The organism is Streptomyces sp. NPDC006925, from assembly GCF_042869575.1.
Taxonomy (GTDB): Bacteria; Actinomycetota; Actinomycetes; order Streptomycetales; family Streptomycetaceae; genus Streptomyces.
The window spans coordinates 68,279-91,792 of sequence record NZ_JBIAGB010000006.1; the positions used below are offsets into that span (position 1 = coordinate 68,279).

15 protein-coding genes are annotated in these 23,514 nt (G+C 73.6%); 5 read left to right on the top strand and 10 right to left on the bottom strand.

Features of this window, described 5'->3' with window-relative positions; translation table 11 throughout:
- Window positions 1-191 precede the first annotated feature (191 nt).
- Window positions 192-1,274, top strand: a complete 1,083-nt coding sequence (locus ACFYNS_RS11045) for a ThiF family adenylyltransferase (protein WP_388602176.1) — start codon at window positions 192-194, stop codon at window positions 1,272-1,274.
- Between the two features lie 60 nt (window positions 1,275-1,334).
- Window positions 1,335-2,750, top strand: coding sequence for an AarF/ABC1/UbiB kinase family protein (locus tag ACFYNS_RS11050; RefSeq protein WP_360293207.1), 1,416 nt, complete (start codon window positions 1,335-1,337; stop codon window positions 2,748-2,750).
- 150 nt (window positions 2,751-2,900) lie between these two features.
- Here ACFYNS_RS11050 and ACFYNS_RS11055 read toward each other — a convergent pair whose 3' ends face one another.
- The 4 genes from ACFYNS_RS11055 to ACFYNS_RS11070 form a co-directional block, all read right to left on the bottom strand.
- Window positions 2,901-3,263, bottom strand: coding sequence for a hypothetical protein (locus tag ACFYNS_RS11055; protein ID WP_360293204.1), 363 nt, complete (start codon window positions 3,261-3,263; stop codon window positions 2,901-2,903).
- Window positions 3,260-3,601, bottom strand: a complete 342-nt coding sequence (locus tag ACFYNS_RS11060; protein WP_037705804.1) for a WhiB family transcriptional regulator — start codon at window positions 3,599-3,601, stop codon at window positions 3,260-3,262. Before ACFYNS_RS11060 ends, ACFYNS_RS11055 begins: the two co-directional genes overlap by 4 nt.
- 159 nt (window positions 3,602-3,760) lie before the next feature.
- A complete protein-coding gene (locus ACFYNS_RS11065; protein WP_360293201.1) occupies window positions 3,761-4,033 on the bottom strand; it encodes a hypothetical protein in 273 nt (90 codons plus the stop codon).
- Between the two features lie 218 nt (window positions 4,034-4,251).
- The gene (locus ACFYNS_RS11070) at window positions 4,252-6,462 is read right to left on the bottom strand and encodes an ATP-dependent DNA helicase UvrD2 (RefSeq protein WP_360293198.1); all 2,211 of its coding nucleotides are present in this window, start codon (window positions 6,460-6,462) and stop codon (window positions 4,252-4,254) included.
- 184 nt (window positions 6,463-6,646) lie between these two features.
- Between ACFYNS_RS11070 and ACFYNS_RS11075 the strand changes: the two genes are divergently transcribed.
- Window positions 6,647-6,889, top strand: a complete 243-nt coding sequence (locus tag ACFYNS_RS11075) for a mycoredoxin (protein ID WP_360293195.1) — start codon at window positions 6,647-6,649, stop codon at window positions 6,887-6,889.
- 77 nt (window positions 6,890-6,966) lie between these two features.
- On the opposite strand, the gene nudC is transcribed toward ACFYNS_RS11075, so the two are convergent.
- The 5 genes from nudC to ACFYNS_RS11100 all read right to left on the bottom strand — a co-directional run bounded on the left by nudC (window position 6,967) and on the right by ACFYNS_RS11100 (window position 17,477).
- A complete protein-coding gene (nudC, locus tag ACFYNS_RS11080; RefSeq protein ID WP_360293247.1) occupies window positions 6,967-7,878 on the bottom strand; it encodes an NAD(+) diphosphatase in 912 nt (303 codons plus the stop codon).
- Window positions 7,879-8,098: 220 nt separating this feature from the next.
- Window positions 8,099-9,508, bottom strand: coding sequence for a M20/M25/M40 family metallo-hydrolase (locus ACFYNS_RS11085; protein WP_360293192.1), 1,410 nt, complete (start codon window positions 9,506-9,508; stop codon window positions 8,099-8,101).
- A gap of 28 nt (window positions 9,509-9,536) precedes the next feature.
- Window positions 9,537-13,130, bottom strand: a complete 3,594-nt coding sequence (locus ACFYNS_RS11090; RefSeq protein WP_388602180.1) for an ATP-dependent DNA helicase — start codon at window positions 13,128-13,130, stop codon at window positions 9,537-9,539.
- A 55-nt stretch (window positions 13,131-13,185) separates the two neighbouring features.
- Window positions 13,186-16,896: an ATP-dependent helicase gene (locus tag ACFYNS_RS11095; protein ID WP_388602373.1), complete on the bottom strand. Its 3,711-nt coding sequence runs from the start codon at window positions 16,894-16,896 to the stop codon at window positions 13,186-13,188.
- Between the two features lie 173 nt (window positions 16,897-17,069).
- A complete protein-coding gene (locus ACFYNS_RS11100; RefSeq protein ID WP_388602181.1) occupies window positions 17,070-17,477 on the bottom strand; it encodes an MGMT family protein in 408 nt (135 codons plus the stop codon).
- A 143-nt stretch (window positions 17,478-17,620) separates the two neighbouring features.
- Here ACFYNS_RS11100 and ACFYNS_RS11105 point away from each other — a divergent pair, with 143 nt between their 5' ends.
- The gene (locus ACFYNS_RS11105) at window positions 17,621-20,491 is read left to right on the top strand and encodes a YbhN family protein (RefSeq protein WP_388602182.1); all 2,871 of its coding nucleotides are present in this window, start codon (window positions 17,621-17,623) and stop codon (window positions 20,489-20,491) included.
- 91 nt (window positions 20,492-20,582) lie between these two features.
- Window positions 20,583-22,250 carry an alpha/beta hydrolase gene (locus ACFYNS_RS11110; RefSeq protein WP_388602184.1) on the top strand — a complete coding sequence of 556 codons (1,668 nt, stop codon included), beginning with the start codon at window positions 20,583-20,585 and terminating at the stop codon, window positions 22,248-22,250.
- Between the two features lie 64 nt (window positions 22,251-22,314).
- On the opposite strand, the gene moeZ is transcribed toward ACFYNS_RS11110, so the two are convergent.
- A complete protein-coding gene (moeZ, locus tag ACFYNS_RS11115) occupies window positions 22,315-23,493 on the bottom strand; it encodes an adenylyltransferase/sulfurtransferase MoeZ (RefSeq protein ID WP_360293179.1) in 1,179 nt (392 codons plus the stop codon).
- Window positions 23,494-23,514 lie beyond the last annotated feature (21 nt).

A 23,514-nucleotide genomic window follows, 5' to 3' on the forward strand; every position in this document is an offset into this window, starting at 1 on the left:
GGCTTGTTCGAGGGGGAAAGGCGACAACGGACGGGGGCACGGCGAGGGCGAACGGCTCACGCTTGTATGACTGATGCCGTCGCCTGTGGACAACTCACTCCGCGAAATCCACCGGCGACGGCATGCTGTCCCCAGTGATCGACAGCCGAGCCGGGGCGAGTCCCGGCACGTCAGGGGGGAACGTGCACCCGATGATCAAGCCTGCGCTGCGGCGGGGCTGGCGCGACAGGCAGACCGTGCAGTGCGGTGTGGCGCCCGCGCACGCGGTCCTGCTGGGACCGTTGAGCGACGCGGCGGCGGCCTTCATCGAGATGATGGACGGAACCCGCAGCATGGAGCGGCTCCAGCAGGAAGCAGACCGGCTCGGCCTGGCGCCCCCGACCCCGGCGAGGATCACCGAGCGGCTCAGCGCTGCCGGGGTGCTGGACGACGCGACGGCCGACCGCGAAGCCGCGGCGCACGTCAGCGACCGGCTGCGGCCGGATCTGGCGTCACTGTCCGTGGTGCACCACGAACCCGGCGGCGGGGTGCGCAGACTCGCCGCCCGGCAGGCCGCGCGCGTCCAGGTGCGAGGACTGGGCCGGGTGGGCACCACGGTGGCCGCCGCCCTGTCGGCCGCGGGGGTGGGCCAGGTGGACGTGGCGGACGGGGGCGTGGTGGAGGAGTGGGACACCGCGCCGGGCGGGGTGCCCGCGGAGCAGGTGGGCACGCGCCGCGATGTGGCAGCCCGCGGCGTGGTCCGCCGCTCCCGCCCCCGGCGTAGCGGCGCCCGCTCCGAGACCGGCCTGGTGGTGGTGACACCGCGGGACGGCCTGGACGCCTACGCCCCCGACCCGGAGGCCACCGAGCGCTTCATGGAGGCAGGGACACCCCATTTGTTCGGCGGCGTGGTCGAGGCCACCGGAGTGGTGGGCCCCCTGGTGCTCCCCGGCTCCGCGCCGTGCGCGGAGTGCCTGGCACGCACCCGGGCGGAACGGGAGCCCAGCTGGCCGATGCTGGTGGGCCAGTGGCGGACGGCGAGCAGACGGCGTACGGGGGTCCCCGCCTGCGACACGGCACTGGCCACCATGGTGGCGGGCGCGGTCACCTCCTACGCGCTGAGCTATCTGGACGGGGACGGAGCCTGCGCGGTGGGCTATCGGCTGCGGTTCGCACTGCCCCACCTGCTGCCGGACACCGAGCAGTTCGCGGCGCATCCGGAGTGTCCGTGCGGTGCCGCTTCGGTGACCGCGCACCCCGCACGGCCGCGAACGGCCGGCGGCAGGCGACAATGACCGGGTGGCCGACGTCCTCGGTGCTGTCTCGGTTGAGCTGTCAGGGAGTTGGAGGGACGCATGTCTGATCTTCCGCGCAAGGCGGTGACGCGGACGGCCAAGCTGGCCGCCCTGCCGCTGGGCTTCGCGGGCCGCTCCGCATGGGGGCTCGGCAAGCGCCTCGGGGGCCTTTCCGCCGATCTCGTCGGCCAGGAGCTGCAGCAGCGGACCGCCGAGCAGCTCTTCAAGGTGCTCGGCGAGTTGAAAGGCGGTGCAATGAAGTTCGGGCAGGCCCTCTCGGTCTTCGAGTCCGCCCTCCCCGACGAGCTGGCGGGCCCCTACCGCGCCACGCTGACCCGACTCCAGGAAGCCGCTCCGCCGATGCCCGCCGGCACCGTGCACAAGGTGTTGGAGGAGGAGCTGGGCCAGGAGTGGCGCGAGTACTTCGCCGAGTTCGACGACAAACCCGCCGCAGCGGCCTCCATAGGCCAGGTGCACCGCGCCGTCTGGCACGACGGGCAGAACGTCGCCGTCAAGGTCCAGTACCCGGGCGCCGGCGAGGCCCTCGTCTCCGACCTCACCCAACTGAGCCGATTCGCCCGGCTGCTGAGCCCGCTGATACCGGGAATGGACATCAAACCGCTCATCGCGGAGTTGCACGAGCGGATCGCGGAGGAGCTGGACTACAGCCTGGAGGCGGAGGCCCAGCGCACCTACGCGGAGGAGTACGAGGCGGACGAGGACGTCGTCGTCCCGCACGTGGTCCACCAGGCCGACAGGGTGCTGGTGTCCCAGTGGCTGGAGGGCGTACCGCTCTCCCAGGTGATCGCCGACGGCAGCCAGGAGGAACGGGACCGCGCCGGGCGGCTGCTGAGTCGGTTCCTCTTCTCCGGCCCCGTACGCACCGGACTGCTGCACGCGGACCCGCACCCGGGAAACTTCCGGCTGGTCCCCGGGGACACCGGGACATCCGCCGACTGGCGGCTGGGAGTGCTGGACTTCGGCACCGTGGACCGACTGCCGGAAGGGCTGCCCCCGACGATCGGCGAGGTGCTGCGGATGATGCTCGACGGCGACGCGGAGACGGCCTACGCACTGCTGCGCGAAGAGGGCTTCGTCAAACAGGAGATAGAGCTGGAACCGGAAGCGGTACGGGAGTATCTGCTGCCGATCGTCGAGCCCGCATGCGTGGAGGAGTTCACCTTCAGCAGAGACTGGATGCGCGAACAGGCAGCCCGGATCGCCGACCCCCGCTCCGCGGCCCACCAGCTGGGGCGGCAACTCAACCTGCCGCCGTCCTATCTGCTGATCCACCGGGTGACACTCAGCACCATCGGCGTCCTGTGCCAGCTCGGCGCGACGGTGGGGATGCGGCACGACATGGAGACCTGGGTCCCGGGGTTCGCCACCGCGGAGGCGCCGCAGCCCGGGTGGTCCGAGGAGCCGCCGGACGGGGAGACGGCAGAGCCCGAGGAGGAGCCGGAGATCGCCCTGTGAGCAGGGTCCGCGTCCCGGCCGCGGGGCGGCGCACGCCCCGGCGGAGGCGATGACGAGGAGAGCCTGTGACGACGGAGAGCCGGGGCGCTCCGCCCCGGCTCTCCGGTGTTCAGGTCACACGGACCGGATGTTCAGGTCACACGGACCGGATCACTGCATCACGGCCATCGCGAGGGCACGCCGCGCGCGGAGCGTCGCACGCTCGGCGCGCCGCTGAAGGCGCCGCGCGGTCCTCAGCCGCAGCGCCCTGCGTTCGGATTCGGCCTCGTGCATTCGTTGCTGTATCTGTGCTCTGGCCAGGCTTTCTGGCATGAGTTGCATGTCGCGGGTCCTGTTCTGGCGGACGACTGTCGCGTCGGAGCGGGTACGTGCGGTGGTCTCGTGGACGGGTGTCATCGTCGGGTCCTGCTTCGTGAGGTGGCGCGTACGGGGATCCAGCGCCGACGGGCTGTCGATCGTTCCGGCAACCGCCTTGCGGCGGGCGGGCGATCCATGGCGGCGACGGGGGTTCATGCGGTCACCGGGTTCTTCCGCGGACGGCCCCGCGGACGCTTCCGCGGAACCACGACGCCCTGTACGAACAGCTCGCCGCCCCAGACACCCCAGGGCTCGCGGCGGTCCTTGGCCCCGGCGAGGCAGGCCTCGCGCAGCGGGCAGGTCTGGCAGAGGGACTTCGCGTACTCGACGTCCGCGGGGGACTCGGCGAAGAAGACCTCGGGGTCGTAGGAGCGGCAGGGAACATCGACGCCGAGCCGCTCGATGGCGTCGTCGAGCTCGGTGAGGGTGATCTGCGGGGCGGTCAAGGAGTCCTCCGTGGTGAGATCAGGCGGCAGAGAAGGCGCGGGGCGCAACGTGTCAGGGTGCGTCTCGGTGTGCACTGCGGTTCTTCCTGTCTGTTGGATGTCTGTTGTCGTGTCGGGCCGGCTGGTGGCCGGCCGGGGCAAACAGAAGGGCCGCGGATCCCGATGTGGGTTCCGCGGCCCTGGAAGGTGCCGACCTGATCTCGCCGATCAGGCTGGATCTCTCCAGGGTCGGAGGCCACGGAAGGCCCACATGGTGTAGCGCTGCGTCTTCTGGCGTCCTTCGCCGGCACCGTTGGCCGCGGAGCCACCGGCAAAGGCGGCTGCCTGTGCCTGTGCTGCTACCTCGGGTGCCTTGCTCGGTCGCTCGTTGCCGCCGGGGTTGACACCGGACAGACCGGTGCCGTGGAGGTTGGAGCCGAGCAGGCAGGCGCGAATGACCGAGTGATCGGTCATTTTGATCTCCGAAATGATCGTGGCCACTGGTCTCGCCTCCTCTCGGCGCCTCGGAGGACCCGCCACTGGGGCTGGTCCGTGGATGTTCAGGACGTAGTACAGCATGGAAGAGGAAGAGCGAAAAGGCCCGCCCTCTCCATGTCCGGAAGGCTATGAGGCTCCGTACGGCCCGCGCAAACTATTTTTCACGGCTTTCTGTCACAGCTTCTGTGACATGGGCCCCGCGCACACTCCGCTGCCGGTCGTCACCCCTGCCGAGGCTCCTCGTCCGGGTCCGCGGGCAGCTCCTCCCCCGCGCACAGCGCGAGCACGTCGGCACCGAACTGCTGGAGCTTGCGGTGCCGGACCCCGGAGATGCGGGAGAGTTCCGCCGCGTCGCCGGGGACGGCCTCGGCGATGGCCAGGAGCGTCTTGTCGGTGAAGACGCAGTAGTCCGGCTGCCGCAGCAGCGCCGCCTGCCGGGCCCGCCATTGGTGCAGCCGCTCGTGCAGCACCTCGTCCAGCTGCGAGGGGCAGTCCTCGCAACGCATCAGCTTCACCTCACCGGGCTGGGTCAGCGACCGGCCGCACACCCGGCACCGCGCCGGCGCACGACGCACCCGCCCCCGGCTCCCGGACGGAGCGGGAACGCGCCCACCGCCGGTGACGCTGCCGCCCGTCCCCGCACCGGTCCGGGCAGCGCTCGCGCCGGAACCGGTACGCAGCCCCGCGAGGAATCGGCTGGGCTGCCTGCTGGGCCGGCCTCCCGGTGAGCGGGCGAGCGACCAGGAGAGGGTCAGAGACCGGCGGGCGCGGGTGATCCCGACATAGAGCAGTCTGCGCTCCTCCTCCGTCTGCTCCTCGGTCCTGGCGTGGGTGATCGGCAGCATCCCGTCGGTGAGACCCACCACGAAGACGGCATCCCACTCCAGGCCCTTGGCCGCGTGCAGCGAGGCCAGCGTGACGCCCTCCACGGTGGGCGCGTGCTGGACCCGGGCCCGCTCGTCCAGCTCCGCGACCAGATCGCCGAGCCCGGCACCTGGCCGGGCCCCGGCGAAATCCTCGGCCAGCCGCACCAGCGCCGCCAGCGACTCCCACCGGTCCCGGACGGCCCCCGACCCGGACGGTGCGTGCGGACTCCAGCCCTTGGTACCGAGCACAGCACGCACCTGCGAGGGCAGATCCACCGCGTCGTCCAGCAGCGCGTCGTTGCCGCCGGCCCGGGCCGCTCCGCGCAGCGCCACGAACGCCTCCCGCACCTCGGGGCGTTCGAAGAACCGCTCGGCACCCCGCAGCCGGCAGGGGACCCCGAGGTCCGCCAGCGCCTGCTCATAGACCTCGGACTGGGCGTTGATCCGGTAGAGCACGGCGATCTGGCTGGCGGGGACTCCCGAGGCGATGAGATCCCGGACCCGCCGGGCCACCCCTTCGGCCTCGCCGGGTTCGTCGGCGTACTCGGCACACACCGGCTCGGGGCCCGGCTCCCGCTGGGAGACCAGCTCCAATCGGTGTTCGGCGGCACGGCCCCGGGCCTGCGCGAGCAGCCCGTTGGCGAAGTGCACCACCTGCGGGGTCGAGCGGTAGTCGCGGACCAGCTTGACGACCGTCGCCTCCGGGTGGCGGGAGCGGAAATCGAGGAGGTGATCGGGGGTGGCGCCGGTGAAGGAGTAGATCGTCTGGCTGGCGTCGCCGACCACGCACAGACCACCCCGCTCCCCCACCCACAACTCCAGCAGCCGCTGCTGCAGCGGGCTCACATCCTGGTACTCGTCCACCGTGAAGTGCTGGTACTGGCCGCGGACCGTCTCGGCGATGTCCGGTCGGTCCTGCAGGATGCCGACCGTGAGCAGCAGCACATCCTCGAAATCGATCAGCGAACGCTCCCGCTTGAGCTGCTCGTAGAGGGCGTAGACGCGGCCGGTCTCGGCACTGTCGCGGGGGGCCGCGCGGCCCGCCGCCGCGGCGGCGGCCGGATAGTCCTCGGGCACGGTCTGGGTCACCTTGGCCCACTCGATCTCGCCGGTGACGTCCCGCAGCTCGCTACGGTCGAGCCGGATCCGGCACCGGGCCGCTGCCTCCCCGACGAGCTGCGCCTTGCGCTCGACCAGCGGCGGCAGCTCGCCGCCGACGGCGCGCGGCCAGAAGTACTGGAGCTGGCGCAGCGCGGCGGAGTGGAACGTGCGCGCCTGGACGCCCTGGACGCCGAGCTCGCGCAGCCTGCCGCGCAGCTCCCCGGCGGCGCGCTGGGTGAAGGTGACGGCGAGCACCCCTCCCGGGGGCAGGATGCCGGCGCGGACGCCGTAGGCGATGCGGTGGGTGATCGCTCTCGTCTTGCCGGTGCCCGCACCGGCCAGCACGCACACCGGACCGTGCAGCGCCGTCGCCACGGCGCGCTGCTCGGGGTCGAGCCCCTCGAGCACCGCGTCGGGAGAGTCGGGAACCCGCGGGAAGAGAGTGGAGTCCGTTGCTGCTGTCACCCCGCCATGCTGCCAGCCCGGCCGGGAGGGGTGGCACGGCTGTCCACAGCCGTGCCCCTGCGGTCCGACGAATCGCGCTGCCCTTCCGGCGCGGGGGCCCTGGGAGGATGTCCCGGGGGAATGTCCCCGGGCCGTCGCGCGTTCAGATACCGCACCCGGACGAGACGAAGGAGCACTGGAGAAGATGACGGGCACTGTGACGATGTACAGCACCACCTGGTGCGGCTACTGCCGTCGGCTGAAGGGCCAGATGGAACGCGCGGGCATCGCGTACACGGAGATCAACATCGAGCAGGACCCCGAGTCGGCGAACTTCGTCGAGAAGGCGAACGGCGGCAACCAGACGGTACCGACCGTGCTGTTCCCCGACGGTTCGACGCTGACCAATCCCTCGCTGGCCCAGGTCAAGGAGCGGGTCGGGAGCTGACCGCGGCGGCGGGACTGGTTCGGCGTACCGGGCCGGCCCACCGCCCGCCTCAGACGTGGCGCCGGGGCTGCGGCGGCTCAGTCGTGGCGCCGGGGCTGCGGCAGCGGCTGCCCGTACCACAGCTCGACCAGGCGGGCCGCGATCGAGATGCCCGAGGGGGTGAGCACCTCGCCGGAGTCGATCGCCGCCCGCAGGTCCTCGCGGGAGAACCAGCGGGCCTCCTCGATCTCGTCCTCGTCCACCTGGATCCGGGACGAGGTGGCGCGCGCCATGAAGCCAAGCATCAGGCTGGAGGGGAACGGCCAGGGCTGGCTCGCCACGTAGCTGACGGGCCCGACGGCCACCCCGGCTTCCTCGGCGACCTCGCGGCGCACCGCGGCTTCCAGGGACTCGCCCGGCTCCACGAAGCCCGCCAGCGTCGAGAACCTGCCCTCCGGCCAGTGCACCTGGCGGCCGAGGAGTGCGCGGTCCTGGTCGTCGGTGACCAGCATGATCACGGCGGGGTCGGTGCGCGGGTAGTGTTCGGCCCCGCAGGCCGGGCAGCGGCGGATGTGCCCGGCTGCCGCGATGACGGTGCGCTCGCCGCAGCGGGAGCAGAAGCGGTGGGTGCGCTGCCAGTTCTCCAGCCCGACGGCGTGCACCAGCAGTTCGCTGTCGCGGTCCGAGAGCAGCACGCCGGCCTCGCGCAGTCCGGCCGGGCGGGCGATGTCGTCCATCCGGCCCGGGAGCGAGTCCTTCTGGAGCGCGAAGTACCGCACTCCGTCCTCGTCGGTGCCCAGGAAGTAGCGATGGGCCTCGGTGAAGGGGGCGTCGAAGGACGGCATCGTGACGAGTTCCGTCGTGCCGTCCTCCTGGTCCTCGATCAGGGCCTGTCCGCCGGAGACCACGAAGACCCGGGTGCTGGGGTGGCTCCAGGCCGCCGCCAGCCATGCCTCGTCCAGCCGGTGGTGGGAGGCCCGGTCGATGCCTCCGGTACTGGTGAGGCTGATGGCCGGGTCGCCGGAGGGTCCGGGCCGGCCGGCTCCGCCGCCGGGCTCGGCGGTCGGGTCGGCGCTGGGGTCTGTCGAGGTCGGGATGGTCACTTCTGCTTCCTACTCCCCCTGGGTCGGGGCTCCCCGCCCGGCAGCCGGGTCGGGGGGCGGTTGGCGAGCGTTCGTGAGTCGGTCGGAGGGGCGCGGCGAGCGGCGCCCGGGCGGGGTGTCGTCCGGGTCAGCCCTCGCTCCAGTGTGCCGCGAGGTCCTCCCAGAGGTACGCGGCGGTCTCGGCGCCCTTGAGCAGCAGATCGAGTTCGATCTTCTCGTTCGGCGCGTGCCAGCCGTCCGAGGGGACCGAGATGCCCAGGAAGAGCACCGGGACGTCGAGTGCGTCCCGCAGGTCGGCCGCGGGGCCGGAGCCGCCTTCGCGGGTGAAGCGGACCGGGGTGCCGAAGGCGCGTCCCATGGCCCTGGTGAGGGAGCGCAGTGCGGGGTGGTCGAGCGGGGTGAGGCAGGGGCGGGTGGCGCCCCAGAAGGTGATCTCGTGCCGGATCCCGGCGGGCAGCCGGTCGGCGACCCAGTCGCGCAGCGCCTGCTGGATCTTCTCCTCGTCCTGGCCGGCGACGGTGCGGAAGGACAGCTTCAGCTCGGCCGTGGCGGGCACGATCGTCTTGCCGCCGGGGCCCTGGTAGCCGCCGCCGATCCCGTTCACCTCGGCTGTGGGGCGTGCCCACACCCGCTCCAGTGTGGTGTAGCCGCGTTCGCCGAGCGCTGCGCGGGAGTGCGCCGTGCGCAGCCACGCGTCCTCGTCGAAGGGCAGCTCGGCGAAGAGGGCGCGTTCCTCCTCGGTCAGCTCCACGACGCCGTCGTAGAAGCCGGGAAGGGTGACCCTGCGGTCCTCGTCGTGCAGCGCTGCGGCGAGCCGGGCGGCTTCGGTGGCCGGGTTGGGGACGGCTCCGCCGAAAGAGCCGGAGTGCACGTCCTGGGCCGGTCCGTACAGGTCGATCTGGCAGTCGGTGAGGCCGCGCATCCCGGTGCAGACGGTGGGAGTGTCCTCGTCCCACATGCCGGTGTCCGAGACGACCACGGCGTCGCAGTCCAGCCTGAGCGCGTGGGTGCGCAGCAGCGCGGGGAAGTGCGGTGAGCCGGACTCCTCCTCGCCCTCGACGAGCAGTTTGACGCCGACGGCCGGGGCGCTCCGTCCGGTGGCGGCCAGGTGCGCGCGCAGGCCCAGTACGTGGAAGAGGACCTGCCCCTTGTCGTCGGCGGCGCCCCGCGCGTACAGCCTGCCGTCCCGCTCCTCGGGCTCGAACGGTTCACTGTGCCAGCCGTCGGAGCGGACGGCCGGCTGGACGTCGTGGTGGCCGTAGACCAGGACGGTGGGTGCCGCGGGGTCGTCGGAGGGCCACTCGGCGAAGACGGCGGGCGCGCCCTCGGTCTCCCAGACCTCCGCGACGGGGAAGCCGGTGGCGCGCAGCGCGGCGGCGAGCCAGTCGGCGCTGCGCCGCACCTCCGGCGCGCGTTCCGGATCGGCGGAGACGGACGGGATGCGCAGCCAGTCGCACAGGTCGCCGAGGAAGGCGGGTCGCTGGTCCTGGATGAAGGTCCGGACAGCGCTGTCCGGGGGAGCGGGGGTGGTGCTCATGACCTCGAGCCTATCGGGCCGGGCGGGGTCAGCCGTCGGCCGGAGGCTCGTGACCGGGGTGCCGCGGGGGCTGCCGGGGGTCGTGCGCGCGCTGCGCGGGGGCGCCGTCCAGCAGCAGCCGTTCCAGTCCGGCCCGGTCCGGCAGTTCCGCGGGCCGCACCAGTTCGCCGCTGCGCACGTGGAGGAATGCCGCGCCGACGGAGGAGAGCGGTACGCCCTCCTGCTCGGCCCAGGCGAGGCGGTAGACGGCGAGCTGGAGCGGGTCGGCCTCGCGGCTGCGGCCGGTCTTCCAGTCGATGATGTCGAAGGTCACGCTGCCGTCCGGTGCGCGGTTGCGGTAGACGGCGTCGATCCGGCCCCGGACGATCCGTCCGGCCAGCGCGAGCTGGAAGGGCGCCTCGACGCGGTGGGGTGTCCGGTGTGCCCAGGGGGTGCGCTCGAACGCCTCCTTGAGGGCGGCCAGGTCCCGCTCGTCGGTGATCTGCGGGGGCTCGCCCGCGTAGCGGCCCTCGCCGTCCGCGCCCGGCAGCTCTTCGGGGCCGAGCAGTGGCAGCGGGAGTTCTTCGAAGCGGGACTCCACCCAGGCGTGGAAGCGGGTGCCCCGGCGGGCGGCCGCGGGCTGCGGAGGGCGTGGCATGGGGCGGGCCAGTTCCCGGGCGAAGCCTTCCGGATCGGCGGCCAGGCGCAGCAGTTGGGAGGCGCTCAGCGTGCGCGGCAGCGGGACGTCGCGTACCGCGGCGCGGGAGCGGCGCAACTCTCCGGTGAGCGCTTCCAGGTCCCGGTCCCAGGCTGCGGCCAGCCGGGCCTCCTCGGGGTCGAGGCCGCCGGGCGCGGCCGCCGCGTCCGGGTCCGCATCCGGGTCCGGGTCCGGGGCGGGCAGGTCCGCATCCGGGTCCGAGCCCGCGGCCGACGGGTCCGAGGCGGGCCCCAGGGCCGACGGGTCCGGGATGCCGGGCACGTTCGGGTCCGGATCCATCGCCTGCCCCGCGTCCCGGTCCGACGCCGCCTCCGTGCCCGGAACGGCGGCCGGGTCCGCATCGGCGGCCCCGGCGGTCTCCGGTCCGGCGGCGGCGTCGTAGGCGTCGGCGGCGGCGTCGTAGGCGTCGGCGGCGGCGTCGTAGGCGTCGGCGGCGGCGAGGTGGGCCAGTACCCGCCTCGCCGCCGCACGACGCAGTGCCAGCGCTTCCTCGTCCAGCGGCAGCGGCCACACGCGTTCCTCGGCGGGCTCCTCCAGTGCGGGGTTGACCGCGTCCTGCTCCGGCGGCTCGGCCCAGTGCTCGACCTCGCCGTGCGCCGGGTCGGCCTCGCAGTGGGTGCGCAGGGCCTCGAGGAAGGCAGAGGGGCCGCGCGGGCGCTTCTGCGCGGGCCCCCACCAGTGTCCGGAGCCCAGCAGCAGGCTGCGCGGGCGGGTGAAGGTGACGTAGCCGAGCCGCAGCTCCTCCGTCGACTGGTGGGCCCGCAGCGCGTTCTCCTGGTCCTTGAGGCCCTTCGCGGTCCACTCGGGCCGGGACGGGAGGGTCTCCGCGTCCCCGCGCAGCGCGTACGGCAGCACCTTGGGCTGGGTGAGCCAGGTCTCGCGGGCCTGTTCACCGGGGAACTGCTTGGCGACCAGGCCGGGCACCGCGACCACGTCCCACTCCAGCCCCTTGGACTTGTGCGCGGTCAGCACCTTGACGGTGTTCTCGCCGCCGGGGAGCGAGCTGTCCAGCCCCTTCTCGTACTGCACGGCCGTCCGCAGGAACGCCAGGAAGGCCAGCAGGGTGGCCTCGCCGTCCAGCGAGGCGAAGCCTGCCGCGATGTCGAGGAACCGGCCGAGCGTCTCGCGCCGCCGTGCCGCCACCGCGTGCGGGGAGGCGGCCAGCTCGACCTCCAGGCCGGTGACGGCCAGCACCCGGTGGAGTACGTCCATGAGCGGATCGGCCAGCGAGCGGCGCAGGTCGCGCAGTTCGGCGGCCAGCCGTGCGAAGCGCACCCGCGCCTCGGCGGAGAACGGCAGGCCGTCGTCGTGGCCGTCGGACTCCAGGAAGGTGTCGAGGGCGTCCGCCAGGGAGCGCAGCTCGGCCGGGTCGGCGCCCTCGACGGCCGCTGCCAGCCGCTCGTCCGGGCCGTCGTCCGGGTGTGCGCGCTGGTGTGCGACGAGCAGCGCCGCGCGGCGTCCCAGCAGTGCCAGGTCGCGGGGGCCGATCCGCCAGCGCGGTCCGGTCAGCAGCCGCACCAGTGCGGCGTTCGCGGTGGGGTCCTGCAGCACTTCGCAGACGGCGACCAGGTCGGCGATCTCCGGCAGGTGCAGCAGTCCGGACAGGCCGACGACCTCGACGGGCAGGTCGCGCTCGACCAGTGCGCCCTGGATCTCGGCGAAGTCGCCGGCGCTGCGGCACAGCACGGCGATCTCGCCGGGCGGGGTTCCGGTGCGCACCAGGTGTGCCAGGGAGTCGGCCAGCCAGGCGATCTCCTCGGCGTGCGTGCCCAGCAGCGCCGCGTGGACCCGTCCCTCCCGCTCCGCGCCGGGTGCGGGGCGCAGCGCCTCGACGCCCTCGTGGCGCTCCCGCAGCGGTGCGGCCATCGTGTTGGCGAGGTGCAGCAGCCGGCCGCCGCTGCGCCGGTTCTCGCTCAGCGACTGGCGGCGGGCCGGGGTGCCGTCCGAGTGTGCGAAGTGGCGGGGGAAGTCGTCCAGGTTGGCGACGGAGGCGCCGCGCCAGCCGTAGATCGCCTGGCAGGGGTCCCCGACGGCGGTGACCGGATGGCCGGTGCCCTGTCCGAAGAGTCCGGCCAGCAGGACGCGCTGGGCGACGGAGGTGTCCTGGTACTCGTCGAGCAGGACGACGGAGAACTGGTCCCGCAGGGCCCTGCCGACCTCCGGCATCCGGGCGAGCTGTGCGGCCAGCGCGATCTGGTCGCCGAAGTCGATCCGCTCCTGCGCGTGCTTGCGGGCGCGGTACTCCGCCACCAGGCCGAGCAGTTCCTGACGGGCGAGCGCGGCCTGCGGCACCTTGCGCAGCTTCTCGTTGGTCAGCCGGGCGCCTTCCAGGTCCGCGAGGAGCTCCGCGTCGTGCGCGCGGAGCTCCTCGGGCGCGACGAGGTGTTCGGACAGTTCGGCGTCCAGCGCCAGCAGGTCCTCCACGAGCGCCGGTACGGACTTGGTGAGCGCCTCGAAGGGGCCCTGCGCCGTGCGCAGCACCGAGGCGGCGAGCTGGAAGCGGGTGGCGTCCGCCAGCAGCCGTACGGTCGGCTCCAGCCCGAGGCGGAGTCCGTGCTCGGTCAGCAGCCGTCCGGCGAAGGCGTGGTAGGTGGAGATCTGCGGTTCTCCCGGTTCCGCGCCGTCGGGTCCCGCCGGGTCGGGATCGCTCACCCCGGCGCGCAGCAGTGCTTTGCGTACCCGCTCGGACAGCTCTCCGGCCGCCTTGTTGGTGAACGTCAGTCCCAGGACACGGTCGGGCGCCACCTGCCCGGTGCCCACCAGCCAGACCACGCGGGCCGCCATGACGGTGGTCTTCCCCGAGCCCGCTCCGGCCACGATCACCTGCGGAGCGGGCGGCGCGGTGATGCAGGCCGTCTGCTCCGGGGTGAACGGGATCCCGAGCAGCTCGGCGAGCTGTGCGGGGTCGGTGAGAGGTGCGGGCACTCGTAAGACGCTAGCGCCCGCGGCCGACAGCGTGCGCGGGGGCCGGACGAGCCCGCTACTCGACCACCTGGCGGCCCTCGGGGCGGGCGGAGCAGGCCGCGCGGAAGGCGCAGTGCGTGCACTGCCGGCCCGGCGAGGGCGTGAAGCGCTCGTCCAGGACCCGTGCCGCGGCGGTGGCCAGCAACTCGCCGACCCAGTCCCCGTCCCCGTCCCCGGCTGTCCCGGATGCGGCTTGTGGTCCGGATACTCCTTCCGTTCCGCTTTGCGACGCTGCGCCGGGCTCCGGCGTGCTTTCCGGCCCCGGTCCCGGTTCCAGTCCCGGCCCCGGTCCCGGTTCCAGTCCCGGTCCGGGCTCCGGCGGAGGCTCCTGCTGCTGGACGACCGGGAGCGCGTCCCCGCCGTCGCGGCGGGCGGCGCCGAGCCGCAGGTGCACCAGTTCGGCCCCGCCCGGCTCCGGCCGTACTCCGTCGAACAGGGCGTCGGCCGCGCCCTCCTGCACGGCGCGCTGGTAGACCGCGAGCTGGGGATGGCGCTCGACCTCGGGCCCGGTGGGGCGGCTGCGGCCGGTCTTGAAGTCGACCACGTAGGCGCGGCCCGCCGCGTCACGTTCGACCCGGTCCATGCTGCCCCGGATGCGGACGGCGTGCTCACCGGCGCGCAGCGTCACATCGAAGCCGTGTTCGCTGCCGACCGGCTCGCGGCCTTCTCCCCGTTCCATCACGTGCCAGCGCAGGAAGCGTTCCAGGGCGGCGCGCGCGTTCTCCCTCTCCTGCCGCGACTTCCACGGCGCCTCGAAGGACAGGCCGTCCCAGACGGCGTCCAGCCGCTCCATGAGCGCGGACAGGTCGCCGGGGCTGCTGCCGGAGGCCACCTCGTCGGCCAGTACGTGCACCACGTTGCCGAAGCCCTGCGCGGCCGTGGCCGGTTCGTCCGCCTTGACTTCCCGGGCCAGGAACCACTGCAGGGAGCAGGAGCGCCCGAGCTGCTCCAGTGCACTGCCGGACAGGGCGACAGGCGCCTCGCGCTCGCGCAGCGGCACTGCGGAGCGGGTGGGTTCGGCCAGTCCCCACCAGCGCTGCGGATGCGCTGCCGGAACGAGCGGATAACCCTCCTCGTCGCGTTCGGCCGCCAGCCTGGCCAGCCGCCGCGCGGCCGCGTCCCGCAGCGCGGGCGAGGCCGCCGGGTCGACGGTTGTGGCGCGAAGCTCGGCGACGAGCGCGGGCACCGAGAGCGGACGGCGGGGGCGGCTGCCGACCGGCTGCGGCTGGACGCCCAGCTCGCCCAGGAACCGCGAGGGCTGGTCGCCGTCCTCCGCGGGGGCCGCCACGGCCGTCACCACGAGGCGCTGCTCGGCGCGGGTCGTCGCGACGTAGAACAGCCTGCGCTCCTCGGCCAGCAGGGCTCCCGGCGAGAGGGGCTCGGCGATGCCGTCCCTGCCGATGCGGTCCGCCTCCAGGAGCGAGCCGCGGCGTCGCAGGTCGGGCCAGAGCCCCTCCTGCACCCCGGCGACGACCACCAGCCGCCACTCGCGGCCCTTGGCGCGGTGCGCGGTCATCAGCCGTACCGACTCGGGCCGCACCGCGCGCTGGACGAGCGTGTCGGCCGCTATGTCCTGGGCCTCCAGCTCCTCCAGGAAGTTGAGCGCTCCCCGGCCGCCGCCTCGCTCCTCGGCGCGTGCCGCGACGGCGAACAGGGTGCAGACGGCGTCCAGGTCACGGTCGGCGTTGCGGCCGGCGGGGCCGCCGCGGCGCGCGGCCCGCTCCAGTCGGTCCGGCCAGCCGGTGCCGCTCCACAGCGCCCACAGGGCCTCTTCGGCGGTGCCGCCGCCGGCGAGCAGCTCGCGGGTCTTGCGCAGCAGCAGGCCGAGGCTGTGTGCGCCCTCGACGGAGCGCCCGCCGGGTGCCGGGGCCGCGGCGCCGGAGTGCGGGGTGTGGGCAACCAGGCGTTCGGGCTCGGCGAGGGCTTCGGCCAGCAGGGTGTCGGAGGGGCGGGGCACCTTGGCGCCGGCGGCGCGCTCCTCCTCGCGCAGTGTCCGGCCGAGGCGGCGCAGGTCGGCGGCGTCCATCCCGCCGAGCGGTGAGGTCAGCAGCGTCAGCGCGGTCTCGGTACCGAGCGCGGCGGACTCCTCCAGTGCGCCGGTGGCCGCGACGCGCAGCGCCGTCAGCAGGGGCGCGACAGCCGGTTCGTGGCGCAGCGGTACGTCGTCGCCGTCCACGTCCACGGGCACGCCGGCGGAGACGAGGGCCCGGCGGACCACGGGCAGGGACCGCCCGCCCGCGCGCACCAGGACCGCCATCTCGCCCCAGGGGAGGCCGTCCTCCAGGTGGGCGCGGCGCAGCAGGTCGGCGACGTTGTCCAGCTCAGCGCCTGCGGTGGCATAGGTGTACACCTCGACCCGGCCGGGGGCTTGCGCGCCGTCCCGGGTCGGGCCGGAGGCGTCCCCGCCCTCCCCGGCCCGGCCGGAGGCGTCCGCTTCCGCCCCGACCGGTTCGTCTGCGCCCGGGTCGAGGCCGTCCGCGTCCGCCGGGTCCGGTGCGCCCACCGGGTCCCGGCCGCCGGACGGCCCGGGACGCAGGGCGCGATGGGCGCGGACCGTCTCAGCGGGCAGCCGGGTGAGGGGCATCCGCGCGGTCAGCTCGCGGGTGGCGGACAGCAGCCGGGGCCGGGAGCGCCGGGCGGTGCGCAGCACCCGGACGGGCGCGGGGGCTCCGGAGCGCTGCGGAAAGAGGTCGGGGAAGCGGAGGATGCCGTTCACGTCCGCGCCGCGGAAGGCGTAGATCGACTGGTCGGGGTCGCCGAACGCCACCAGGGTGCGGGCCCCGCCGCCCGCCAGGGCCTGCAGCAGCCGCACCTGGGAGGGGTCGGTGTCCTGGAACTCGTCGACGTAGATCGCGTCGTACGCGTCGTGCAGCCGGGCGGCCACCTCCGGGCGCTCGGTGAGCAGGACGGCGCGGTGCACGAGCTCGGCATAGTCGAGCACACCCTGCATGTCCAGTACGTCCAGATACTCGGCGAAGAACCCGGCCGCGGCGCTCCAGTCGGGGCGCCGGGCACGGCGCGCGAAGGCGTCGAGCGCGGCGGGGCCGAGTCCGAGTTCGCGCCCGCGCGCCAGCACGGCCCTGACCTCGTCGGCGAAGCCCCGGGTCGTCAGGCAGGCGCGCAGTTCGTCGGGCCAGCGCACCGTCGCGCGCCCCCGCGCCGCCAGCGCGAGCTGCCCCTCCAGCAGTTCGCGGATGTGCAGGTCCTGCTCCGGGCCGGTCAGCAGGCGCAGCGGCTCGGCGAACAGGTCGGCGTCCTGGTGCGCGCGCACCAGCGCGTAGCAGTACGAGTGGAACGTCGTCGCGGCGGGAGCGCGCAGGGCGCCGCCCGGGGAGCCCCCGCCGGCTCGCCGCGCCGGCGCGCCCGGGCCCGGGGTCTGCCGGGGCAGCCGGGCGGGTGCCGATCCCGCAGCCGCGGCAAGCCGGTCCGCCATCCGGTCGCGCAGGTCGACGGCGGCCCTGCGGCTGAAGGTCAGCACCAGGACGCGCTCCGGATCCACGCCCTCCCGCACCCGGGCCGCGACCGCCTCGACCAGGGTGGTCGTCTTGCCGGTGCCCGGTCCGGCCAGGACGAGCAGCGGGCCGCCGCGGTGGTCAACCACAGCACGCTGGGCCGCGTCAGAGGCAGGGAGATCGACCGGTCCCGCGCCGGTGCGCACCAGTCGGTACGCACCGGGCTCGCGGGACCGCTGACGCGTGTCGGCAGCAAGGGAGGTACTCACGTGGATCGCCTAGGGGGAAGTCTGTGCGGAGCGGTACAGACGCTACGCCTGCGGACACACGTGTCGCAGCGCCTCGCTCCCGTGCCCCGTACGGCTGCTGTACCCCGTACGGACCGCCCAGCGCATCGGGCCGGGCGGCATGGCGGAAGCTGGGGACTGTGAGGAGCCGCAGCGCGGGGTCACCCGACCGTCCCGTCCCAGCGGGCCCGGCGCATGTCGAGACGCGGGACCTCGCCCCGGCGGCGGGATGCGGCGGCCGGCTCGCGCAGCGGAGTGCCCTCCGCGCGGTAGTGCGCCAGGGCCTGCTGCTCCTGGCCCGGCAGCGGGACCCCGTCCGCGCGCACCACGCGCCACCAGGGGACGGCACCGCCGTACAGCGCCATGGCTCTGCCCACCTGGCGGGGGCCGCCCTCCTCCAGCCACTCGGCGATGTCCCCGTATGTCAGCACTCGTCCGGCCGGGATCAGCTCGGCGACCTCGAGTACGCGCTCCGCGTAATCGGGCAGCGCGGGCACGTCGGTGTCCCGAAACGCGGCAGAGGCGCCGTCCGGCTCCGCCTCTCGGGGGTTTCCAGCCATGCGGGCCATGGTGCCGCATGCCACCGACAGCGGCGCCGCTCCGGCCGGGTGCGGCCGGGCCCGGGCGCCGATTCGTCCCCCGCGCCACCGGAATGCACCCTCGTGCTCCCGGCGGCCCGCCCCTCGTGCCACCATCTTCCGGGCGGTGACGAGTGATACGGGACCACGACGAGACGGCAGCGGCAGGACAGCGGCACGGTGACGGAGCCTCCGAGGAGGGCGCACCCGCCGCCGGAAGTGCTGCCCGGCCCGACGCGGGTACCGGTCGGGAGTCCGCCCGGCAGGGTCTCCCCGAGCCCGAGCCCGAGCCCGAGCCCGAGCCCGAGCCTGAGTCCGAGTCCGAGCCGGAGCCCCGGCCCGGGCGGGCGCCGGGGTCGGGGGCAGGCGGCTCGCCGGCCGCGGAGGAGCCGCCGGAGAAGCTGGAGGTCGTCGCGGAGGGGGACCGGGTCGAGATCGAGAGCGACGAACCGCTGCTCTCGGCGCGGGTGCACCGCCCTTCCGATCTGCTGCGGATGGCGCTCGGGCTGCTGGGCATCGCGCTGGTGCTGGTCATCGCGAACTTCGCACACGGCACCACGGCGGGACTCGAACAGGACATCGACAAGGGCACCGCGGAAGCTCCCGATCTGCTCATCAGCCTGACCGGGCTGGCGTCCAGCATCGCCGTGCTGCTGGTGCCCGTCGCGTTCGCGATCGAACGGCTGATCAAGCGGGACGGGCTGCGGATCGCGGACGGCGTGCTGTCCGCCGTCCTGGCGCACGGCGCCTCGCTCGCCGTGGATCTGTGGGTCGCCCAGGCGGCGCCGGACTCGATCCGGGACGCGCTGACCAAGGCGATCACCCCGCAGGATGCCACCACCCCGGTGCACAGCTATCTCGCGCCGGTCATCGCGTACATGACCGCCGTCGGCATGGCGCGGCGGCCGCGCTGGCGTGTGGTGCTGTGGGGCGTGCTGCTGCTGAACGCGACCGCGGTGCTGGTGCCCGGGTACACGACAGCGTTCTCCATCGTGGTGACGGTCCTGATCGGCTGGACCACCGCCTACGGCACGCTGTACGCCGTCGGCACCCCGAACGTCCGGCCCACCGGCCAGACGCTGCTGGCGGGACTGCGCCGCGTGGGCTTCTCCCCGGTCAGCGCGGTACGGGTGGAGGACGCCGGGGAGGCCGACCGGCGCGACCACAACGACCGGGGGCGCCGCTACCGGGTCACGCTGGAGGACGGGCCGCCGCTCGATGTCACCGTCGTCGATCGCGAGCAGCAGGCCCAGGGCTTCTTCTACCGCGTCTGGCGGCGGCTGGCCCTGCGCGGCATCACCCAGCGCCGCAGTCTCCAGTCGCTGCGGCAGGCCCTGGAGCAGGAGGCGCTGCTCGCCTACGCGGCCATCTCGGCGGGCGCCAACGCGCCCCGGCTGATCGCCACCTCGGAGCTCGGCCCGGACGCGGTGATGCTGGTCTACGAGCACATCGGGGGCCGCAGCCTGGACGCGCTGCCGGACGAGGAGATCACCGACGGGCTGATGCGCACGACCTGGCGCCAGGTCGAGGCACTGCAGTCGCGCCGGATCGCCCACCGCAGGCTGGTGGGCGACGCGCTGCTGGTGGACCGCTCCGGCGCCGTCTACCTGACGGACCTGCGCGGCGGGGAGATCGCGGCCGGGGACCTGATCCTGCGGATGGACATCGCCCAGCTGCTGACCACGCTGGGGCTGCGGGTGGGCGCCGAGCGCGCCGCCTCGACCGCGGTGGACGTGCTGGGGCCCGACGCCGTCGCGGACAGCCTGCCGCTGCTCCAGCCCATCGCGCTCAGCCGCAGCACCCGCACGACTCTGCGGCGGCTGGCCAAGGAGCGCGCCGAACGCGAGCGCGAGGCCGTCATCGAGGCGTCCCGCAGCCGCAGGGCGGCCAGGGCCCGGGACGGGGCCGAACCGCAGTCGGCGGGGGGCCGCGCGCACCGCAAGTCGCTGCGCGCGGAGAAGAACGCCGAGAAGAAGGCCATAGACGAGGCGCTGGAGGAGGCCCGCGAGGAGGATCTGCTGGCGCAGATCCGGCAGCAGGTGCTGCGGATCAGGCCGCAGGCGCCCATAGAGCCCGCGCGGCTGGAGCGGATCCGGCCGCGCACCCTGGTCAGCTTCATCGCGGGCACCCTGGCCGCCTACTTCCTGCTGACCCAGCTCTCCCAGGTCCCGCTGGACAAGGTGCTCAGCGCGAACTGGGCCTGGGTCGGCGGCGCGGTGGCCTTCTCCGCGGTGACCTATCTGTTCGCCGCCATGTCGCTGCTGGGCTTCGTCCCGGAGAAGGTCTCCTGGTGGCGGACGGTGCAGGCACAGGTGGCCGGCTCCTTCGTGAAGCTCGTGGCCCCCGCGGCGGTCGGCGGGGTGGCGCTGAACGCCCGGTTCCTCCAGCGTTCCGGGGTGCGCCCGGGGCACGCGGTGGCGAGTGTGGGCGCCTCCCAGCTCTTCGGGCTCGGCAGCCACATCACGCTGCTGATGCTGTTCGGCTACATCACCGGGACCGAGCACACGCCCACCCTCTCGCCCTCCCGCGCGGTCATCGCCGGACTGCTGACCGCGGCCGTGCTGGTGCTGATCGTCACGGCGGTGCCCGCGCTGCGCCGGTTCGTCTCGAACCGGGTGCGCTCGCTGTTCGCGGGCGTGGTGCCGCGGATGCTGGACGTGGTGCAGCGGCCGCAGAAGCTGCTCACCGGTGTGCTGGGGATGCTGCTGCTGACGCTGGCCTTCGTGATGTGCCTGGACGCGTGCGTACGCGCGTTCGGGCACGAGACGAGCTACGCGAACCTTGCCGTCGTCTTCCTGACCGCCAACGCGCTCGGTTCGGCCGCACCCACCCCGGGCGGACTGGGTGCCGTCGAGGCGGCCCTGATCGCCGCGCTCATCGCCTTCGGGGTGCCCAAGGAGGTGGCGACCCCGGCGGTGCTGCTGTTCCGGCTGCTGACGCTGTGGATGCCGGTGCTGCCCGGCTGGCTGTCCTTCACCCATCTGACCCGCAGGGGCGCGCTCTGAGGAAGACCACCCGTCCGCCTCACACAGCGCGCCGCCGCACCGGGTCCGTCCGCACGATGAACGTCCCACCCCCTGTCGGGAGGACGTCCCCATGCGCGATTCCCGCTCCCCGCGGCGGCCCGTCGCCGCGCTCGCGGCAGCGCTGATGGTGACCGCCGCCGTGACCAGCGGCTGCGGCAGCGAGGAACCGGACCGCACCCGGAAGACCGAGGCCAGGCCGAGCGGCCGGAGTTCGGCCGCCTCCGAGGCCGCTTCCCGCTCCCCCGCGCCCTCCGGGAGCACCTCGGCGGGGCAGCCCCTCCCCGACGCGCTCACCCGGCAGCAGCCGCGCTGGTCCCCGTGTCCGGCGCCGAACGCCGCGCAGGGCACCGACACCGGCTCGCCCGCGCCGCTGCCGGGAGGCGACCGGTGGGAGTGCGCGAAGCTGAAGGTGCCCCTGGACTACAGCGAGCCCGCGGGCAGGACGCTGGGCATCGAGATGATCCGCGCCGCGGAGCGCCCGGGCGGCGGCAAGCGGATCGGCTCGCTGGTGTTCAACTTCGGCGGCCCGGGAGGCTCCGGGGTCGCCGCGCTGCCCGCCTTCGCGGACGAGTACGAGACCCTGCGCGGCCGCTACGACCTCGTCAGCTTCGACCCGCGCGGGGTGGGCCGCAGCGAGGGGGTGCGCTGTCTGAGCAACGAGCGGCTGGACGCCTACTTCGCCGCCGACTGGACGCCCGACACCGACGCCGAGGAGCGCGGCCTCTTCGCCCGCCAGGAGTCCTTCGCCGACGCCTGCGAGAGGCGGGCCGGGGACCTGCTGCCGCATCTGACGACCGAGAACACGGCCCGCGACATGGATCTGATGCGGCAGGTCCTCGGCGACCGGAAGCTGCACTACTTCGGCATCTCCTACGGCACCGAACTGGGCGGGGTCTACGCGCACCTGTATCCGGAGCGGGTGGGCCGCGCCGTCTTCGACGCGGTGGTCGATCCCGCTTCGAACCCGGCGCAGGGTTCGCTGAGCCAGGCGGGCGGTTTCCAGAAGGCGCTCGACCACTATCTGGACCGCTGCACGTCGGGCGAGGAGGAGTGCCCGGTCGGCGAGGACCCCGCGGAGGGGAAGGAGCGGATCACCGAGCTGCTGGCCGACCTGGACGCCGAGCCGATGCCCACCGACAGCGGCCGCAAGCTGACCGAGTCGCTGGCCGAGGGCGGGATCGCGCAGGCGCTGTACTCCGAGGAGACCTGGGATCTGCTCACCCAGGGGCTGGAGGAGGCGGTGGCGGACAGCAACGGCTCCACGCTGCTGCTGTTGGCGGACGCGCTCAACGGACGCAACCAGGACGGCACCTACAGCACGCTGCAGTCGTCGCTGACGGCGATCAGCTGCGCGGACAACGAGCAGCGGTACGGGACAGGAGCGATCAGGAACAGGCTGCCGGACTTCGCCGAGGCGTCCCCGGTCTTCGGGCCGATGTCCGCCTGGGGGCTGGCCTCCTGCCACGACTGGCCGGTGCACGGCAGCTGGCGGACGCCTCCGGTGAGCGCGGCCGGGTCCGATCCGATCCTCCTGGTCGGCACGACCGGGGACCCCGCCACCCCGTACGGGGGGACGCGGGCGATGCAGCGGGAGCTGGGCGACGGCGTCGGGGTCGAGGTCACCTACCGCGGTGAGGGGCACGGCGCGTACGACAGCCGGAACTCCTGCGTGCGCAAGGCGGTCGACGGCTATCTGCTGCGCGGCCGGGTGCCGCGGAACGGCACCCACTGCACCTGACGCGAGCACGACCAGGGGCGCACGGCGGGTGTCCGCCCGTGCGCCCCTGACATGTCCCGGCGGTCTAGTAGACGGGCTTGTCCGGTTCGATCTGGTTGACCCAGCCGATGACGCCACCGCCGACGTGCACGGCGTCGGAGAATCCCGCGTTCTTGAGCACTGCCAGAACTTCCGCGGAGCGGACACCCGTCTTGCAATGCAGGACGATCTTCTTGTCCTGCGGGAGGTCCTGCAGCGCGGTGCCCATCAGGAACTCGTTCTTGGGGATCAGCCGGGCGCCGGGGATCGAGACGATCTCGTACTCGTTCGGCTCCCGCACGTCGATGACGTCGACGCTCTCACCCCCGTCCAGCCACTCCTTGAGCTGCTTGGGAGTGATGGTGGAGCCCGCGGCGGCCTCCTGCGCCTCGTCAGAGACGACACCGCAGAACGCCTCGTAGTCGATCAGCTCGGTGACCGTGGCGTTCGGTCCGCAGACCGCGCAGTCGGGGTCCTTGCGGACCTTGACCTGGCGGTAGCTCATCTCCAGTGCGTCGTAGATCATCAGGCGGCCGACCAGCGGGTCGCCGATGCCGGCCAGCACCTTGATGGCCTCGGTCACCTGGATCGACCCGACGGAGGCGCACAGCACGCCCAGCACGCCGCCCTCGGCGCAGCTCGGCACCATGCCGGGCGGCGGGGGCTCCGGGTACAGGCAGCGGTAGCAGGGCCCGTGCTCGCTCCAGAACACGCTGGCCTGGCCGTCGAAGCGGTAGATCGAGCCCCACACGTACGGCTTGTTCAGCAGCACGCAGGCGTCGTTCACCAGGTAGCGGGTGGCGAAGTTGTCCGTGCCGTCCACGATCAGGTCGTACTGCGCGAACAGCTCCATCACGTTCGACGAGTCGAGCCGCTCCACGTGCAGGTTGACCTGCGCGTGCGGGTTGATCCCGAGCACCGTGTCCTTGGCCGACTCCGCCTTCGGCCGGCCGATGTCCGCCTGGCTGTGGATGATCTGCCGCTGCAGGTTGGACTCGTCGACCTCGTCGAACTCGACGATGCCGAGGGTGCCGACGCCGGCGGCCGCGAGATACATCAGGGCCGGCGAACCGAGGCCGCCCGCGCCCACACAGAGGACCTTCGCGTTCTTGAGCCGCTTCTGCCCTTCCATCCCGACATCCGGGATGATCAGGTGACGTGAGTACCTGCGGACCTCGTCGACGGTGAGCTCGTCGGCTGGCTCGACCAGGGGTGGCAGTGACACGGAGACTCCGATGGTCGGTGG

Excerpts from the sequence above, each read along its gene's own strand:
- ACFYNS_RS11045 (WP_388602176.1), top strand. The coding sequence starts at position 192 with ATGATCAAGCCTGCGCTGCGGCGGGGCTGGCGCGACAGGCAGACCGTG.
- ACFYNS_RS11050 (WP_360293207.1), top strand. The coding sequence starts at position 1,335 with ATGTCTGATCTTCCGCGCAAGGCGGTGACGCGGACGGCCAAGCTGGCC.
- ACFYNS_RS11055 (WP_360293204.1), bottom strand. The coding sequence starts at position 3,263 with ATGAACCCCCGTCGCCGCCATGGATCGCCCGCCCGCCGCAAGGCGGTT.
- ACFYNS_RS11075 (WP_360293195.1), top strand. The coding sequence starts at position 6,647 with ATGACGGGCACTGTGACGATGTACAGCACCACCTGGTGCGGCTACTGC.
- ACFYNS_RS11085 (WP_360293192.1), bottom strand. The coding sequence starts at position 9,508 with ATGAGCACCACCCCCGCTCCCCCGGACAGCGCTGTCCGGACCTTCATC.
- ACFYNS_RS11100 (WP_388602181.1), bottom strand. The coding sequence starts at position 17,477 with ATGGCCCGCATGGCTGGAAACCCCCGAGAGGCGGAGCCGGACGGCGCC.
- ACFYNS_RS11110 (WP_388602184.1), top strand. The coding sequence starts at position 20,583 with ATGCGCGATTCCCGCTCCCCGCGGCGGCCCGTCGCCGCGCTCGCGGCA.